This is a genomic window from Alistipes sp. CAG:29 (assembly GCF_000435435.1).
Lineage (GTDB): Bacteria > Bacteroidota > Bacteroidia > Bacteroidales > Rikenellaceae > Alistipes > Alistipes onderdonkii.
The window spans coordinates 105,327-121,390 of sequence record NZ_FR893475.1; the positions used below are offsets into that span (position 1 = coordinate 105,327).

The window sequence follows — 16,064 nt, forward strand, 5'->3', positions numbered from 1 at the left end:
TTGCCGGGCTATTTTTCCCCGAAGGTGATGCCCGACGACGAGCCCCCGTCCTGGAAGCCGACCGCCAGTTCCGCATAGTTCGTCCCGGTGAGTGCCGTGCCGTTCACCGAACCGCCTGCGGCGCTGTCCTCCACGCTGTGCTTGTTCCAGCCCACGAGTGCCCCCGCATGCAGCGCGCATGCCACCGCGCCGAAATTCCTGCATCCGGACACGGCGCCCACGTCGTTGCGCCCGATGATGCCCCCGGCCGCCAGCAGCGCCGAAGTGCCCTCGACGGTGGCCTGTACCGCACCGTTGTTGACGTTGCCCGTGACGGCCGACTTGTCCTTGGTATTGTAGTCGTAGCCCACGATGCCGCCCGCATAGGAGCTCTTGCCCGCCTGGGCATTGTGCATCCAGACCGCACCGTCGTTGGTGTTGTTGGTCGCATGGCCCGACTTGATGATGCCCGCGATGCCTCCGGCGCCGATATTGGCGTTGCTGGAATTTACCGTCGCCGAGACCTTGCCGCTGTTCGTGCAGCCGTTGGTCACCGCCGTGCCGTCCGTGCCGTCGTAGAAACCCACGATGCCGCCTGCGGCCTCCCAGTTGTTGGCCGTCGCCGTATAGGCCAGGGTGATGTCGCCGCTGTTCGAACAGTCGTCTATCGTGCTGGCGTTGTGCGTACCGACGATACCGCCGATGCGGGTCACCTGCAGTTTGTCGGAGCTGACGGCCGCCCTGTTGGCACACCCCGTGACCTTCGCCCCGCTGTACGTCTGCCCCGCGATGCCGCCGATGCAGAGGTAACCCGCGCCTGCGGCATTGGCCTGCACGAATTTCACCTCGGCTTCGTTCGTGCAATCCCGGATCGCCGCCGCATAGTTCACGCCCGCGATCCCGCCGATGAAGCAGTTGCCGTTCATGTTCGAGACGACGGTGCCTTTGTTGGTGCAGTTGTCGATCACCAGCGTCGGGCAGCTGTCCACGATGTAGGCGACGATGCCGCCGATGCGGTGGGCTGCCGACGCGCCCGCGTTGTCAAACCGGATCTCGCCCGCATTGGTGCAGTTGCTGATGGTCGTATTGACCGCGGTCTTCATCACCGAGGCCGTAATTCCCGCCACGGCGTTGCCCAGCCCGAGCGAAGTCATCACCGGGCCGTGGTTGTGGCATCCGTCCAGCGTGATCGCCCCGGCCGCGTCGCCCGAGCCGTCGACGATGCCCGCGATACCGGCCACATAGCTCGCCACGCCCGCCGTCGCCACGTTGCTCACCGCGCCGTAGTTCCTGCAGCCGCTCATCTTCCCGTTATACAGGCTGCCGACGATGCCGCCCGTGCGCGACTTGCATCGGGAATCCGCCGTGACGGTCACGGGTACGAAGCTGGTCACGCCGGTGAGCGTATTGTTCGATTGTGCGACGATGCCCGCATAACACCACGTATCGGTGTCGGCGCTGTATTTGAGCTCGATGCGGCTCGTCCCGTCATAGGAGGTGCCGTCCTTCGACCCGAAAACCACATCCGAGATCGCCCCCTTGGCATAGGCGAAGAACCCGGCATAACGCCCGTCGGCCGATACGTTGATATTGTAGATACGGTGGCCGTTGCCGTTGAACGTCCCCGTGAAATTCTCGATCGGCGTCCACGGGACATTCCGCATGTCGATGTCGGCCTGGAGGTCGACGATGGCACCGCCGTTGTCGTCGGCACACTCCTGCGCGAAGTTCACCATGTCTTCATAGGTGGCGATCCTCAGCCGGAAGAAAAGCTCGGTCGCGGCTCCGACGCAGTTCCCCGCAAAGGCCACTTCCTGCGTTTCGAACAGGTTTTTGACGAAGACGCTCCCGTCCGTACAGGAGATCGTCGCCTTCAGCCCGCCTTCCACCTTCGTACCGCTGGCGATCAGGAAATTCACCGTCTGGGCCTGCACCAGCGACATTTCGCCGATCTCCATCGTGAGGATGTCCGACACCGCGGCATCCTCGCCGACAGTCACCGCACCCGTCCGGGGATCGACCACGGCCTCCGATACGGCCAGGTGCCCCTCCACACCGTCGGGGTCGACCGGTTCGAGCGTGATTTTCGAAATGGTCTTCGAAGCCTCCTCGCCGATCGTGAGCGACAGCACCGAAGCCAGCGGCTTGAAGTGCAGGCCGAGGCTGCCCTGGGCGAGTGCGGCGTCGGCCGCATAGGCATACATCGGCAGGGTAGCGCCCGTCTGGTCGGCACCGACCGCAAATACGCCGTCGACGGCCTTGAAATAGGCCGTCACTTCGCCGCGTGCGTCCGCGGGCAGCGAGAGGGCCACCGGATGGAACTCGACACCGTTGCCGGCGTCGTAGGTTTCGTACACATAAGACATCCCCTTGTAGCCGACGATGATCTGGTCGCCTTCCTGCCATAGGGGAGCATACGCCTCGCCGTCCCCGGTAGCGGACGGGATCGCATCGATCGTCGCAAGGATCGTCACGGCATCCGCCGAAGGTTCGTCCACGGGGGATACCTTCGGATGCGTGTTGTCCTCCGAACAGCCTGCGATCGCCAGCATTGCTGCTGTGAAAAGAAAAATTTTTCGCATGGTTTTGTTTTGTTGGTTAAGAAATATTTAGTTGGTGGAAATACGGGTTGCAGGGTTTGCCCGCGTCGGGCAAACCTTTCGTCCGGCTGTCGCGCACCGGCTCTGACGGCGGAAAAACACACTTAAAGCCATCGTGCAGGTAAATCATACGATATACTTATATATCAAATTTATGGCACCTCTGCAAATGAGGGTGTGGTCGGCGGCTGAAGGCGCCTTCGGAAATGTCGCTTCCATCGGTCGAGTAGTTTAGGCGGTGTTCATAGATACATACAGCCGACCCGCTCAAACCACTTACCGGAAATTGAAAAAATCGGGAGCAGGATCAAACGAAAAAGCGCCGGGATACTATGTATCCCGACGCCTTGGGGTCTGTGCCGCTCCGGCCTATACGCCCCGCATGAAGAGCAGCGAAAGCAGCAGCAACAGTTGTTCCTTGGAGAGTTTCCGGCGCAGTTGCTTGAGCGCCGCATACATGTGGTTTTCCACCGTGCGCGGCGAAATGCCCAGCTGCTCTCCGATCTCGCGGTTCGAAAGGTCTTCGATGTAGCTCAGACGGAACACTTCGCGGCATTTGGGCGGCAGCGACTCGATGGCCGCATCGAGGCTGGCGCGCAGGTCGTCGTTGTAGAGTTTCTGCACGACGGGGCTGTTGTCGGGTGCATAGTACGAACTGCCCAGCGCGGCGATGCGCTCCCGGTAGTAGGCGCCGTATTCGCCGGCGCGCCTGTTCTTGTCCAGGTAGTTGAGCGAGCGGTTGTAGACCGAACGCAGCAGGTACTTGTACAGCGAGTTCGAATCGTCGAGCGTCTCCCGCCGCTGCCATACGTTGTAGAACACGTCCTGCACCACGTCCTCGGCCCAGTCGTCTCTGAGGAACAGACGGGCGTAGGAAACCAGCATGGCGTAATATTTCCGGCACAGTTCGTCGAACGCCTTGCGGTCGCCCGCGCGAACCCGTGATATTAGCGAGATTTTCTCCATCGGATAATCAGATTCGGTACAAAAATAAACATTCTCGCCGAACGAAACAATGTCCGGTCCCTTTTTTAATTTTTTTGTAATCCGGTTAGGTGGTTTCCCGCGATCGGTTGTATTTAATATGACACGACCAAACTACACGACCGATGAGAAAAAACCTTACCCTCGCATTTTTTGCCCTTTTCTATGCCCTGACCGCCGCCGCACAACTGCATAACGACGATGTCCACGTCCATGAGGCCGTCAGCCGCCAGAACTACCGCCAATACCTCCGCATACCCGACATCGGCGGCTATATCACGCTCAAATGCGATTTCCACGTCCATTCCGACATCTCCGACGGACAGGTGTGGCCCGTCGGCCGGGTCAACGAAGCGTGGAACGACGGACTGGACGCGATCGCCATGACCGACCACATCGAGGTGCACAAGAACGCCGACATCATCCGTTGCGGCCTCAATAAACCCTACGAACTTGCCAAGGCACGCGGCGACATGATCGGGATGATCGTGATCCCCGGTGCGGAAATCACCCGCAAGAAGCCGTTGGGGCACATCTGCACGCTCTTTATCCGGGATGCCGACAAACTCGACGTCGAGGACGAGATGCAGGCCGTCGAGGAGGCCTGCCGCCAGGGCGCCTTCCTGCTGTGGAACCATCCCGGCTACCCCGACCGGAAAAGCGACATCTATCCCGTCCACGAACACCTGATCGCCCAGGGCAAACTCCGCGGCGTCGAGGTGTTCAACAAGACCGAATCCTATCCCCGCGCATTCGACTACGCGGTTCAGTACGGCCTCGTGCCGTTCGCCAACAGCGACATACATTATATGAGCGGAAGCATCTATCCCGTGCGCGGCAGCCGTCCGATGACCCTGGTCTTCGCCACCGCCCGCACGGCCGGGGCGATCCGCGAAGCACTCCTCGCCGGGCGGGCCCTGGCCTGCTTCGACGGCAACCTGATGGGGCGCGGGGAGTACATCGGCCAGATGATAGACGCTGCGCTCGAAATCCGCGAGATCCGCCAGGTCAGCAAGACCAAACGCACGTTCGAGATCGTCAACAAGTCCGACCTGCGTTTCGCCGTCCGTCCGGCCTCCTACGACTATCCCATGCCCGTCTATGCGGGGCAGGTGCTGCGCATCGACATCAGGCAGGGCGAGCAGGTCGAATTCACGAACTGCATCCTCGGCAAGGGCAGGTATTACACCCGCATATTCTGGGAATAGGGCGCAGGGCATACGCCGCCGGGGCTCAGCGCTGCGACGGGCCGCGGCAACCGATACGGTATTTTGTTACAGAAGCTATATTTAAACCACGAATGCAATGAAGAAAGCTATTCAATTCGGAGCCGGGAACATCGGCCGCGGATTTATCGGCGCCGTGCTGGAACAGGCGGGCTACCATGTGGTATTCGCCGATGTGAACGAACAGGTCGTCGCGAGGATCAACTCGGACAGGGCCTATACGGTTCAGATCATGGACACGGTCTGCGAGCAGATGCGCATTACCGACATTTCGGCAATGGACTCCCGGAGCCCGGAACTTGCCGCCCAGATCGCCGGGGCGGAACTCGTCACCACGGCGGTGGGGCTGACCGTGCTGCCCCGCATCGCCGGGGCCATCGCGGCGGGTATCGCCGCACGCAGGGATGCAGGCGTCACCGAGCCGCTCAATGTCATCGCCTGCGAAAACGGCGTCCGCGCCACCACACAGCTCCGGGAGGCTGTCCTCAAGCACCTCGACGAGGCCCAGCGTGACTGGTGCGAGCAGTACGTCGGCTTCCCCGACTGCTCGGTCGACCGCATCGTGCCGCCGGTCAAGAGCGAGAACCCGATCGACGTGGTCGTCGAACGCTTCTTCGAATGGAACGTCGAGCGCGCGGCCTTCAAGGGCGCCGTGCCCGAAATCCCCGGCATGAATCCGGCCGACAACCTGATCGCCTATATCGAGCGCAAGCTCTTCACGCTCAATACCGGCCACGCCATCACGGCTTACCTGGGACGGATGAAAGGCTACATGACCATCTGCCAGAGCATCTCCGACGAACATATCCATACCATCGTGAAAGCCGCCATGCGCGAAAGCGGGCGGGGGCTGGTGGCGCTCTACGGCTTCGACCGCGACGCCCACTTCGCCTATATCGACAAGATCATCGGGCGCTTCCGCAACCCCTACCTCTGCGACGACGTGACCCGCGTGGGACGCGAGCCGCTGCGCAAGCTTTCGGCAGGCGACCGCCTCGTCAAGCCCATCCTCACGGCCCGCCGCTACGGCATCGCCACGCCCGACCTGCTGCTGGGCGTCGGCGCCGCGCTGCATTACGACAACCCCGAGGACGTGCAGAGCGTGGAAATGCGCCGTCTGGTCATAAAAGAAGGTGTCAAGGCCGCCCTGGCCCGCATCGCCTCCCTTCCCGACACCGACCCGCTGCTGCCGCTCGCCGCACAGGCCTACGAGGAAGTGGAACGTATCATCGCCAAAATCCCCGAAGCACAATGAAAAGACCGAGCCCCCTTCTCCTGCTCCTGACCGTATGCTGCGCCGCCGTGCTGCCCGCGTGCGCCCAGGCCCCGATACCGCACGCCGTGCGGATCGGGTCGATCGAAGAACTGCAAGCCTATTTCACCTATGACCCCGGCCGTGACATCATCGTCAGCGGACACCGCGGGGGCATGATGCCCGGCTATCCCGAAAACTGCATCGAATCGTGCGAAAAGACGCTATCGATGATGCCGACCTTCTTCGAGGTCGACTTCAGCTTCACCCGCGACAGCGTCATGGTACTGATGCACGACCTGACGATCGACCGCACGACCACCGGCAAGGGGCGCGTGGCCGACTATACCTACGCAGAGCTGCAACAATTCTGCCTCGTAGACCGTGACCGCAACGTCACCCCCTACAAGATCCCGCGCCTGAAAGACCTGCTGGAATGGGGCAAGGACAAGGTCGTCTTCAATTTCGACAACAAGTACATCAACACCCGAGGCGTGAGCGACGAGGTGCGCCGCGCCAGCCTCGACTACTATATCAAGCAGTTGCAGCCGGGCGGCGACTGGTCGATGTACCACAACATCATGCTGAGCGTCCGCTCCGTCGAAGAGGCGCTCTACTACTGGGAGCACGGCATCCGCAACGTCATGTTCTGCGTCGAGATCAGCTCGATGGAACATTTCAGGGCTTACGACGCATCGCCCATCCCCTGGAAATACATCATGGCCTATATCCGCCTGGCCGTAAACCCCGACCTGCAACCGGTTTACGACCTGCTGCACGCCGAGGGCGTCATGACGATGACCTCGATCACCGGCTCGTCCGACAAGGTGAAAAACCCCTACGACCGCCGTGTGGCCTACCTGCGCGAGCTGGTCGCCGAACCCGACATCATCGAGACCGACTACCCGTCGGAATTCATCGGCCTGCCGTGGTCGCGCGATGCGATCCACGCCCTGCAGGAAGCTGCGATGCGCAGCCACCGCACCAACCTGAAGTAAAACCCGAACCAACCTGAATAAATGTCTGCAAAACAACTCAATCCGGCCTATGACGGCATGACCGACCAACAGGTCAAGCGTTTTAAATACTGGGAATTCCGCACCATGGCGATGTGCATCTTCGGCTATGCGCTCTTCTATTTCGTGCGCAAGAACCTGAGTATCGCCATGCCTTATCTCAACGAGGAGATGGGCATCTCGAAATCCGACCTCGGTCTGTTCCTCACGCTCCACGGGCTGATCTACGGGCTCTCCAAATTCTTCAACGGCATCTGGGGCGACCGCAGCAACGCACGCTATTTCCTGGTGACGGGGCTCGTCTTCTGCGGCATCTGCAACCTGCTTTTCGGGTTCAGTTCGTCGGTGCTGGCGCTGGGTATCTTCTGGGTACTCAACGGCTGGTTCCAGGGCATGGGCGTCCCGCCTTGCACGCGGCTGATGACCCACTGGATCGTCCCCGAGCGGCTCGCCACCAAGATGTCGGTCTGGAACACCTCCCACTCGATCGGCGCCGGCCTGGCCATCATCTTCTGCGGATACGTCGTCAGCCTGAACTGGGGCGCATGGTTCGACGCCTCGTCGATCCTCTCGCAGCACTGGCGCTGGTGTTTCCTGCTCCCGGCGACGATCGCCATCCTGGGCGCCGCCGTCGTCTGGGCTTTCGTGCGCGACACCCCCTCGTCGGTAGGGCTGCCCGAACTGAAGACCGGCAAGGCGACCCCGGCCGACGCCAAACCGCATACCAAGGCCGAGGAAAAAGCCGAACACAAGGCGTTCCTGCGCCGCAAGGTCTTCCTGAACCCGACGATCTGGATCATCGCCGTGGGCAATTTCTTCGTCTACATCGTGCGCTTCGCCGTGCTGGACTGGGGGCCCACGATGCTCAAGGAGCACCTCCACATGGACATCAGCCACGCCGGATGGACGGTCGCGGCATTCGAAATCGCCGGCATCGCGGGTATGCTCGCCGCAGGCTGGGCCACCGACCGTTTCTTCGGCGGCCGCGCGCCCCGCACCTGCGTGATCTGCATGCTGATGACCGCGCTCTGCCTCGTGGGGCTCTATACCCTCAATGAACATACGCCTCTGGCCGTTGCCATCGCCATCCTGATGTCGGCCGGATTCTTCATCTACGGCCCGCAGGCCCTCGTCGGCATCGCCGCGGCGAACATCGCCACCAAGCGCGCCGCCGCCACGGCAGGCGGTTTCTGCGGCCTGTTCGGCTACGGCAGTACGATCGTCTCGGGCTGGGGGATGGGTATGCTGGTGCAGTACACCGACTGGAGCGTAGCGCTCTACACGCTGGTCGGCATGGCGCTTGTCGGCACGGCGGTCTTCGCCGCCGCATGGAAGGCCAAGCCGAACGGCTACGACGACTGACGCAGTTTTAGGTTAATGATAATTGTGTGTAGAGAAACCCCCGCAGACTTCCTTGACTGCGGGGGTTTCCGTTGGTTGGATCTCTCGGGCGGGTCGGTTCGCACAGCCGTCCAGACAGCTCTTTTCCGGCAGGCCGCGCCGGGAGGTTATTCCACCGTCACCGACTTGGCCAGGTTGCGCGGCTGGTCGACGTTGCGGCCCTTGTTGACGGCGATGTAATATGCCAGCAGCTGCAACGGCACCGACACGACGATCGGCATCAGGCAGTCGGTGACCACCGGCACCTCGATCGTATAGTCGGCACTGCGGCGCACATGCGTGTCGTCGCGGGCGATCACGGCGATGATCTTGCCGCCCCGGGCGCGGATCTCCTCGATGTTGCTGGCCGTTTTCTCGTAGGTGTTGTCCGGCGTTGCGATCGCCACGGTCGGCATCTCGTTGTCGATAAGCGCGATGGCGCCGTGTTTCATCTCGGCGGCGGGGTAGCCCTCGGCGTGGATATAGGAGATCTCCTTCAATTTGAGCGCCCCCTCGAGCGCCGTGGGGTAGTTGTAGCCGCGCCCCAGGTAGATAAAGTTGTGCGCATAGGTAAATATCTTCGAGAGGTCGGCGATCCGGTCGCCCAGCCCGAGCACGTCCTCCAGCACGGCGGGCAGCTCCAGCAGTCCCTTCGCCACTTCGCGGTAATATTCTTCCGTCACGGTGCCCTTTTCGCGGCCTACGGCCAGCGCCAGCATCGCCATGACGGTCACCTGCCCCGTGAAGGCCTTGGTCGAAGCCACGCCGATCTCGGGCCCTACATGGATGTATGCCCCCGAGTCGGTCGCCCGGGCGATGGACGATCCCACGACGTTGCAGATGCCGAAGACGAATGCTCCGGCCTTGCGGGCCAGCTCCACGGCGGCCAGCGTGTCGGCCGTCTCGCCCGACTGCGACACGGCGATCACGATGTCGTCGGCATTGATGATCGGGTTGCGGTAGCGGAATTCCGAAGCATACTCTACCTCCACGGGGATCCGGCATATATTTTCGATCAGGTGCTCGCCGATCAGCGCCGCATGCCACGATGTCCCGCACGCCACGAATACGATGCGGCGGGCCGCGAGGAATTTCCCGCGGTTGTCGATCACGCCCGACAGCTTCACCTCGTACGTGTCGGGGCTTATGCGCCCGCGGATACAGTCTACGATGGTCTTGGGCTGCTCGTATATCTCCTTGAGCATGAAATGCGGATAGCCGCCCTTTTCCAGCTGCGAGATGCTCATCTGCAGCTTCTTGATATCGACTCGGCCCTCGTGGTTGTCGAGCGTGACGATCTTGAGGGGCTTATGGCGGTTGATGACGGCAATCTCGCCGTCGTTCACATAGACGAAATCCTGCGTGTATTCGATGACCGAAGCGGCGTCCGAGCTAAGGAAAAATTCCCCCTCGCCGATGCCGATGGCCATCGGGCTGCTCTGACGCGCGGCGATGATCTCGTCGCGGTTGCCCTTCTCGATCACGGCGATGGCATAGGCGCCTACGACCTGCCGCAGGGCCTGCTGCACGGCTTCGAGCAGCGTGCAGCCGCCCGTGGTGCGGATGTACTCGATCAGGTTCACGAGCACCTCGGAATCGGTGCTGCTGCGGAACGTGTAGCCGTTCTCCTCGAGCGCGTCCTTGAGCACCCGGTAATTCTCGATGATGCCGTTGTGTATCAGTGCGATGTTCTCCGATTCGGAGTAGTGCGGATGGGCATTCACGTCGTTCGGCACGCCGTGCGTCGCCCAGCGCGTATGCGCGATGCCGATGCTACCGCCCAGCTCCTTGCCCTCGAGGAAATGCTCCAGGTCGGAGACCTTGCCCTTACACTTGTATACGTTGAGCGCACCGTCCTTGCCGACCATGGCGACCCCCGCGCTGTCGTATCCGCGGTATTCGAGCCGGTGCAAACCCTTCAACAGAACCGGGCAGGCCTCGCGCCCCCGACATATCCTACAATCCCACACATTCGTTCTCAAAATTTTTATCCGGCCAAAAATAAGAAAAAATTTTAAAAACATATTCCCTGCGGGAATAAAAAAGGACATTCAGGCATAACTTTGCGTCATTTGCCGCAAACGGGCAACTGACACCGGAGCGCAAAAAACGGGATGCGGATCGAATGTCCGCACCCCGTAATACCGGTTGCCTGCCGTCGCAGCGCCGTGCTGCCCGGCCTATCGGATATATTTGAGCATCTCCCCGACGAGCACCTCGTTGCCCGCGGCCTGCGAGACGCCACGGTTGCGCCTGAAATCGCAGACGACGCCCCCGGCTTCCCGCACGATCAGGTTCGCGGCACAGACATCCCACTCGTGCAAATCCAGCTCCCAATAGCCGTCCAGCAGCCCCGCCGCGATGCAGCTCAGGTCATAGGCCGCCGATCCCAGCCGCCGTATGTCGCGCACATAGGGTACGATCCGCGCGACGTTGTCGCTGTTGTTGTCCGGATTGACATCCTTGTCGTAAGGGAAACCCGTGGCGAGCACCGACGTGGCGAGGGTCTGCTTGGCGGAGACTTGCAGCCGCTTCACCTCGCCTGAACGGCTCTTCATGTAAGCCCCGCCGCCTTTCGACGCCCAGAATAGCTCCCCGAGGTAGGGTGCATAGACCACCCCGGCGACGGTTTCCCCCTTGTGCTGGAGTGCGATCGACACCGAGAAGATCGGCAGCCCCTGGCTGTAATTGGTCGTGCCGTCGAGCGGGTCGATCACCCAGCGGTAATCGCTCCCCGCCGTGCCCATTACGCCACCCTCTTCGCCCAGTATCCCGTGACCGGGATAGCGGCCGAGGATCGCCTGCACGATGTAGGCTTTGCTCTCCTTGTCGGCCCGCGTCACCACGTCGTACGCGTTCGATTTGGTCTCTATCCCCAGGTCGTTGCCCCGGAAGTAGGCGAGTTGGATCTCCCCGGCGCCCTTTGCGAGCGGGAAGATGAAATCCAGGAATTCGTCGTACATGGCGCTATTTCTCCGCTGCGAAATACCTGTAGAACAGCGGGATGGTCTCCACGCCCCGGTCGAACTGCTCCAGCCCGTAGCTCTCGTTGGGCGAGTGGATCGCGTCCTCCGCGAGCCCGAAGCCCATGAGCAGCGACTTGATGCCCAGGATCGACTCGAACCCGCTGATGATCGGGATCGAACCGCCCGAATAGAAGGGCAGGGGTTTCTTTCCGAAGGTCTCGGCGATGGCCTTCTGCGCGGCCTTGTAGGCCGGCATGTCGGTCGGTGCCACGTAGGGCATGCCGCCGTGCAGCGATTTCACTTTGACCTTCACGCTCTTGGGCGCTATCGATCTGAAATATTTTTCGAACAGCCTGCTGATCTTGCGATAGTCCTGGTTCGGCACCAGGCGCATCGAAATCTTGGCCGAGGCCTTCGACGGGATCACCGTCTTGGTTCCCTCCTCGGTGTAGCCGCCCCAGATGCCGTTGACGTCGAGCGACGGGCGCACGCCCGTGCGTTCCAGCGTCGTGTAACCCGCTTCGCCCTCCACATCGCCGATCGACAACGATTTCTTGTAGGCCGCAAGGCTGAACGGGGCCTTGTTGAACGCCTTGCGCTCGGCGGGCGTCAGCTCGCGCACGTCGTCGTAGAACCCGGGGATCGTCACGCGACCGTCCTTGTCCACGAGCTGCGCCACGAGGCGCGTCAATACGTTGGCCGGGTTGGCCACGGCGCCGCCGAACAGCCCCGAGTGGAGGTCTTTGTCGGGGCCCGTCACCTCGACCTCCATATAGGCCAGCCCGCGCAGGCCGCAGGTGATCGACGGGGTCTGCATCGAGATCATCGAGGTGTCCGACACCAATATTATATCCGCCTTGAGCATTTTTTTGTTCTGTTCGCAGAACTTGTAGAGGCTCGGCGAGCCGATCTCCTCCTCGCCTTCGAGCATGAATTTCACGTTGCAGGGCAGGCTCTCCGTGGCGCACATCGCCTCGAATGCCTTGGCGTGCATCCACAGCTGCCCCTTGTCGTCGTCGGCACCGCGCCCCCAGATACGGCCGTCCTTTATGACCGGCTCGAAAGGCTCCGTGCGCCACTCCCCGCGCGGGTCTACGGGCATCACGTCGTAGTGGCCGTAAACCAATACGGTCTTGGCCTTGGGATCGACAATCTTCTCGGCATAAACGACCGGGTTGCCCTCCGTCGGGAAGACCTCGGTGCGGTCGGCGCCCGCCCTGGCCAGTGCCGCGGCCAGCCATTCGGCGCACCGCGTCATGTCGGGCTTATGCTCGCTCTGGGCACTGATCGAAGGAATGCGGAGCAAGTCGAACAACTCGCTGATAAACCGTTCTTTATTGGCTTCTATATAACTTTTTACTTTATCCATCCGGCAAGGGTTTTATTCGGTTTTCTTCAATACGTAATTTTCGGCCAGCGCCCCCGTGACGGGTTGTTTGTCGGCATCGAGCTTGCGCACCTGATTCTCCTCCACCTTGTAGTACTCCGGCTGCCCGTCCATGGGGGTCAGTGTCAGCAGGTTCCCCTTCACCTTGTAGGCGCCCTTCTCGTCGAATTCCGAGTCGCGGTCCAGGTATTTCATGTGCAGGCTGTACGTGCCGTCCTTCTTCAGCGTGAGGCGCATGTCGATCCCCGGGCAGTCCGCCGCCGGGAAAACCCCGGTGTATGTCCCCTGGTAGTCGAGCGAGCTCTCCGCATCATGCATGTCGACCTTCACGGCATCCGCTTTGACCTTTTCAGATACCGCCTTTTTCTGTTGGTTGCCCCCGCAGGCGACAAGCGTTATCGCAGCCGCGAGGATCATGACTTTATTCTTCATAGTCGTTTCGTTTAAACTGTTTATATTTTACAGATTTCCTTGATTTCCCCGATGAACCGCTGCGCCAGCGCCTCGGCCGCAGCCATCGACTTCGCCTCGGTATAGACCCGGATAATGGGTTCGGTATTCGACTTGCGCAGGTGCACCCAGTTCTCCGGGAAGTCAATCTTCACCCCGTCCGTATCGTTCACGTTCTCATCGGCATAACGTTCCTTTATCTCACGCAGCACTTTATCCACGTCGATCGCCGGTGTCAGCTCGATTTTATTCTTCGACGCATAGTAGGCCGGATAGGTCGCACGCAACTGCGTCATGGTCATCCCCGTCTGTGCGAGCCATGTCAAAAAGAGTGCCGTTCCCACCAGCGCATCGCGCCCGTAGTGCAGCCCCGGGTAGATCACGCCCCCGTTGCCTTCTCCGCCGATCACGGCGCCTACCTCCTTCATCCTGGCCACGACGTTCACCTCGCCGACGGCCGATGCATAATATTTGCCGCCGTGCCGCTCCGTCACGTCGCGCAGCGCCCGCGACGAGCTCAGGTTGGAAACGGTGTTCCCGCCCGGGTGCTTCGTGAGGATGTAGTCGGCCACAGCCACCAGCGTGTACTCCTCGACGAACATCGAGCCGTCCTCGCTGACCAGTGCCAGCCGGTCGACATCGGGATCCACGACGATCCCCAGGTCGGCCTTCTCGCGGCGGATCACCCCGGCTATTTCGGTCAGGTTCTCCGGCAGCGGCTCGGGGTTGTGGGCGAATTCGCCCGTAGGGTCGCAGTTCAACTCCACGACCTCGCACCCCAGCCGTCGCAGCAATTCGGGCATCACGATGCCGCCCACCGAATTCACGGCGTCCACGACGACCTTGTAGCGGCGCGCACGGATGGCCTGGGCATCGACCAGCGGGAGCGCCAGCACCTGCGCGATATGCCGTTCGTTGAACGGTTCGCGCGAAAGGACGCGCCCGATGCCGTCGACGGTGGGGTATTCGTAATCCTCCTCTTCCGCCATCGCAAGCACCTGTTTCCCCTCGGCGTCGCTGAGGAATTCCCCGTCGGCGTTGAGCAGCTTCAGGGCATTCCACTGGCGGGGGTTGTGCGAGGCGGTGATGATGATGCCGCCGTCGGCCTTGTGCGTGATGACGGCCATCTCGACCCCCGGCGTGGTGCACAGGCCGACGTTTATCACATCCGCACCGCACGCCAGCAGGGTGCCTTCGACCAGGTCGGCGACCATCTCGCCCGAAATCCGGGCGTCGCGGCCGACGACTATGGTAAGTTTTTTGCCCGGGTTACGGCGGGCGGCGAGACGGGCGTAGGCCGTGGTGAACTTCACCACGTCGGGCGGCGTCAGGTTCCCGGCCTGGGCCCCTCCCACGGTGCCCCGGATGCCGGAAATGGATTTAATCAATGTCATATTTCAAGGCTTTGATGCGGAGTTTCCGCTATACATATATTTATGAAAAATTCCCTTCGAAGTTTTGATATTCGAGGTAAATATATTACTTTTATGCCAATTATGAAAATTTAAAAACGACTATTATGAGAACGATTCCAGCTTCCGAATTGATTATCAACGACGACGGTTCCATTTTCCATCTGCACCTGCTTCCGGAGCAGTTGGCCGATACGGTGATCCTCGTCGGGGATCCGGGCCGCGTGGCCCTCGTGGCGGAACATTTCGATACGAAAGAGTGCGAAGTCGCAAACCGTGAATTCAAAACGGTGACCGGCACCTACAAAGGCAAACGCATGACGGTGCTCTCGACGGGCATCGGCATCGGCAACATCGACATCTCGGTCACGGAGCTCGATGCGCTGGCCAACGTCGATTTCGCCACCCGGCAGGAGAAGGCCCAAAAAAGGCAGCTCACGCTGGTCAGGCTCGGCACGTCGGGGGCCATCCAGCCCGATATCAAGGTGGGGGAGTTCGTCTTCTCGCGCACGTCGGTAGGCTTCGACGGCCTGCTCAACTACTACAAGGGGCGCAACGAGGTCTGCGACCTGGAGATCGAAAAGGCTTTCATGGAGCATGTCGGCTGGAACGAGCTGCTGCCCAAACCCTATTTCATCGACGCCGACAAGACGCTCTTTTTCATGGAGCACGTCGGCTGGAACGAACTGCTTCCCAAGCCCTACTTCATCGACGCCGACAAGACGCTGTTCGAGCATTTCCGCGACGTGACGCGCGAGGGCATCACCATCGCCGCCCCGGGCTTCTATGCGCCGCAGGGCCGCTGGGTTCGCCTCGAACCGCAGGACGCCGAACTCAACGCGAAGATCGAATCGTTCAGCTACCACGGCCGCCGCATCACCAATTTCGAGATGGAGGGCTCGGCGCTGGCCGGCCTGGCAGCCCTGATGGGACACCGCGCCGCGACCATCTGCACGATCATCGCACAGCGTATCGCCCAGAATGTCGACACCGATTACAAGCCCTTCGTGCGCAAGATGATCTCGACGGCGCTCGACAAATTGGCAGTATTGAAATAAGCAATCCATATAACAGAAAATAAAAGAAAGGAAACAACGTATGAAATTTTCAGTATCAAGCTCGGCCCTGCTTTCGCTTCTGGCTACCACCGGCAAGGTTATCAGCAATAAAAACACGCTGCCCATCCTGGATTACTTCCTCATGGAGCTCAATGGCAACGAACTGAAGGTCACCACTTCCGACCTCGAAACGACGCTCATAGGCTCTATCACGGTCGACAGCGTGGAAAGCGAGGGCACCATCGCGGCTCCCGCCAAACTGATGCTCGACTCGCTGAAGGAGTTTTCCGAGCTGCCGCTGACCATCGATGTCAACGACAAGAACTGGGAGATAACGATCAACTGGAAGAGCGG

11 protein-coding genes and 2 pseudogenes are annotated in these 16,064 nt (G+C 60.9%); 6 read left to right on the top strand and 7 right to left on the bottom strand.

Annotated elements, in window-relative coordinates:
* Positions 1 to 8 precede the first annotated feature (8 nt).
* Complete coding sequence (locus tag QVP03_RS09325) at positions 9 to 2,561, bottom strand: GLUG motif-containing protein (RefSeq protein ID WP_022333207.1); 2,553 nt, start codon at positions 2,559 to 2,561, stop codon at positions 9 to 11.
* A gap of 387 nt (positions 2,562 to 2,948) precedes the next feature.
* On the bottom strand, positions 2,949 to 3,545 hold the full coding sequence (locus QVP03_RS09330; RefSeq protein WP_022333208.1) for an RNA polymerase sigma-70 factor: 597 nt from the start codon (positions 3,543 to 3,545) through the stop codon (positions 2,949 to 2,951).
* A gap of 143 nt (positions 3,546 to 3,688) precedes the next feature.
* Between QVP03_RS09330 and QVP03_RS09335 the strand changes: the two genes are divergently transcribed.
* The 4 genes from QVP03_RS09335 to QVP03_RS09350 all read left to right on the top strand — a co-directional run bounded on the left by QVP03_RS09335 (position 3,689) and on the right by QVP03_RS09350 (position 8,419).
* Complete coding sequence (locus QVP03_RS09335; RefSeq protein ID WP_022333209.1) at positions 3,689 to 4,771, top strand: PHP domain-containing protein; 1,083 nt, start codon at positions 3,689 to 3,691, stop codon at positions 4,769 to 4,771.
* A 97-nt stretch (positions 4,772 to 4,868) separates the two neighbouring features.
* Complete coding sequence (locus QVP03_RS09340) at positions 4,869 to 6,044, top strand: mannitol-1-phosphate 5-dehydrogenase (RefSeq protein ID WP_022333210.1); 1,176 nt, start codon at positions 4,869 to 4,871, stop codon at positions 6,042 to 6,044.
* The gene (locus QVP03_RS09345; protein WP_022333211.1) at positions 6,041 to 7,039 is read left to right on the top strand and encodes a glycerophosphodiester phosphodiesterase family protein; all 999 of its coding nucleotides are present in this window, start codon (positions 6,041 to 6,043) and stop codon (positions 7,037 to 7,039) included. The genes QVP03_RS09340 and QVP03_RS09345 overlap by 4 nt, the downstream gene beginning before the upstream one ends.
* A 21-nt stretch (positions 7,040 to 7,060) precedes the next feature.
* The gene (locus tag QVP03_RS09350; RefSeq protein WP_022333212.1) at positions 7,061 to 8,419 is read left to right on the top strand and encodes an MFS transporter; all 1,359 of its coding nucleotides are present in this window, start codon (positions 7,061 to 7,063) and stop codon (positions 8,417 to 8,419) included.
* 146 nt (positions 8,420 to 8,565) lie between these two features.
* Here QVP03_RS09350 and glmS read toward each other — a convergent pair.
* From glmS to glmM, 5 genes and pseudogenes are all read right to left on the bottom strand, one after another.
* Positions 8,566 to 10,409: pseudogene (glmS, locus tag QVP03_RS09355) on the bottom strand (glutamine--fructose-6-phosphate transaminase (isomerizing)).
* Between the two features lie 208 nt (positions 10,410 to 10,617).
* A complete protein-coding gene (locus QVP03_RS09360) occupies positions 10,618 to 11,400 on the bottom strand; it encodes an inositol monophosphatase family protein (RefSeq protein WP_022333214.1) in 783 nt (260 codons plus the stop codon).
* Between the two features lie 4 nt (positions 11,401 to 11,404).
* The gene (locus tag QVP03_RS09365; protein ID WP_022333215.1) at positions 11,405 to 12,772 is read right to left on the bottom strand and encodes a dipeptidase; all 1,368 of its coding nucleotides are present in this window, start codon (positions 12,770 to 12,772) and stop codon (positions 11,405 to 11,407) included.
* A gap of 12 nt (positions 12,773 to 12,784) precedes the next feature.
* Complete coding sequence (locus QVP03_RS09370) at positions 12,785 to 13,222, bottom strand: copper resistance protein NlpE (protein WP_018696000.1); 438 nt, start codon at positions 13,220 to 13,222, stop codon at positions 12,785 to 12,787.
* Between the two features lie 20 nt (positions 13,223 to 13,242).
* Positions 13,243 to 14,634 (bottom strand): phosphoglucosamine mutase, encoded by a 1,392-nt coding sequence (gene glmM, locus QVP03_RS09375; RefSeq protein WP_018695999.1) that lies wholly within the window; start codon positions 14,632 to 14,634, stop codon positions 13,243 to 13,245.
* 122 nt (positions 14,635 to 14,756) lie between these two features.
* Here glmM and QVP03_RS09380 point away from each other — a divergent pair, with 122 nt between their 5' ends.
* Complete coding sequence (locus QVP03_RS09380; RefSeq protein WP_288210737.1) at positions 14,757 to 15,710, top strand: nucleoside phosphorylase; 954 nt, start codon at positions 14,757 to 14,759, stop codon at positions 15,708 to 15,710.
* A 40-nt stretch (positions 15,711 to 15,750) separates the two neighbouring features.
* Positions 15,751 to 16,064 (top strand): annotated as a pseudogene (locus QVP03_RS09385) (DNA polymerase III subunit beta); the annotation flags it as partial.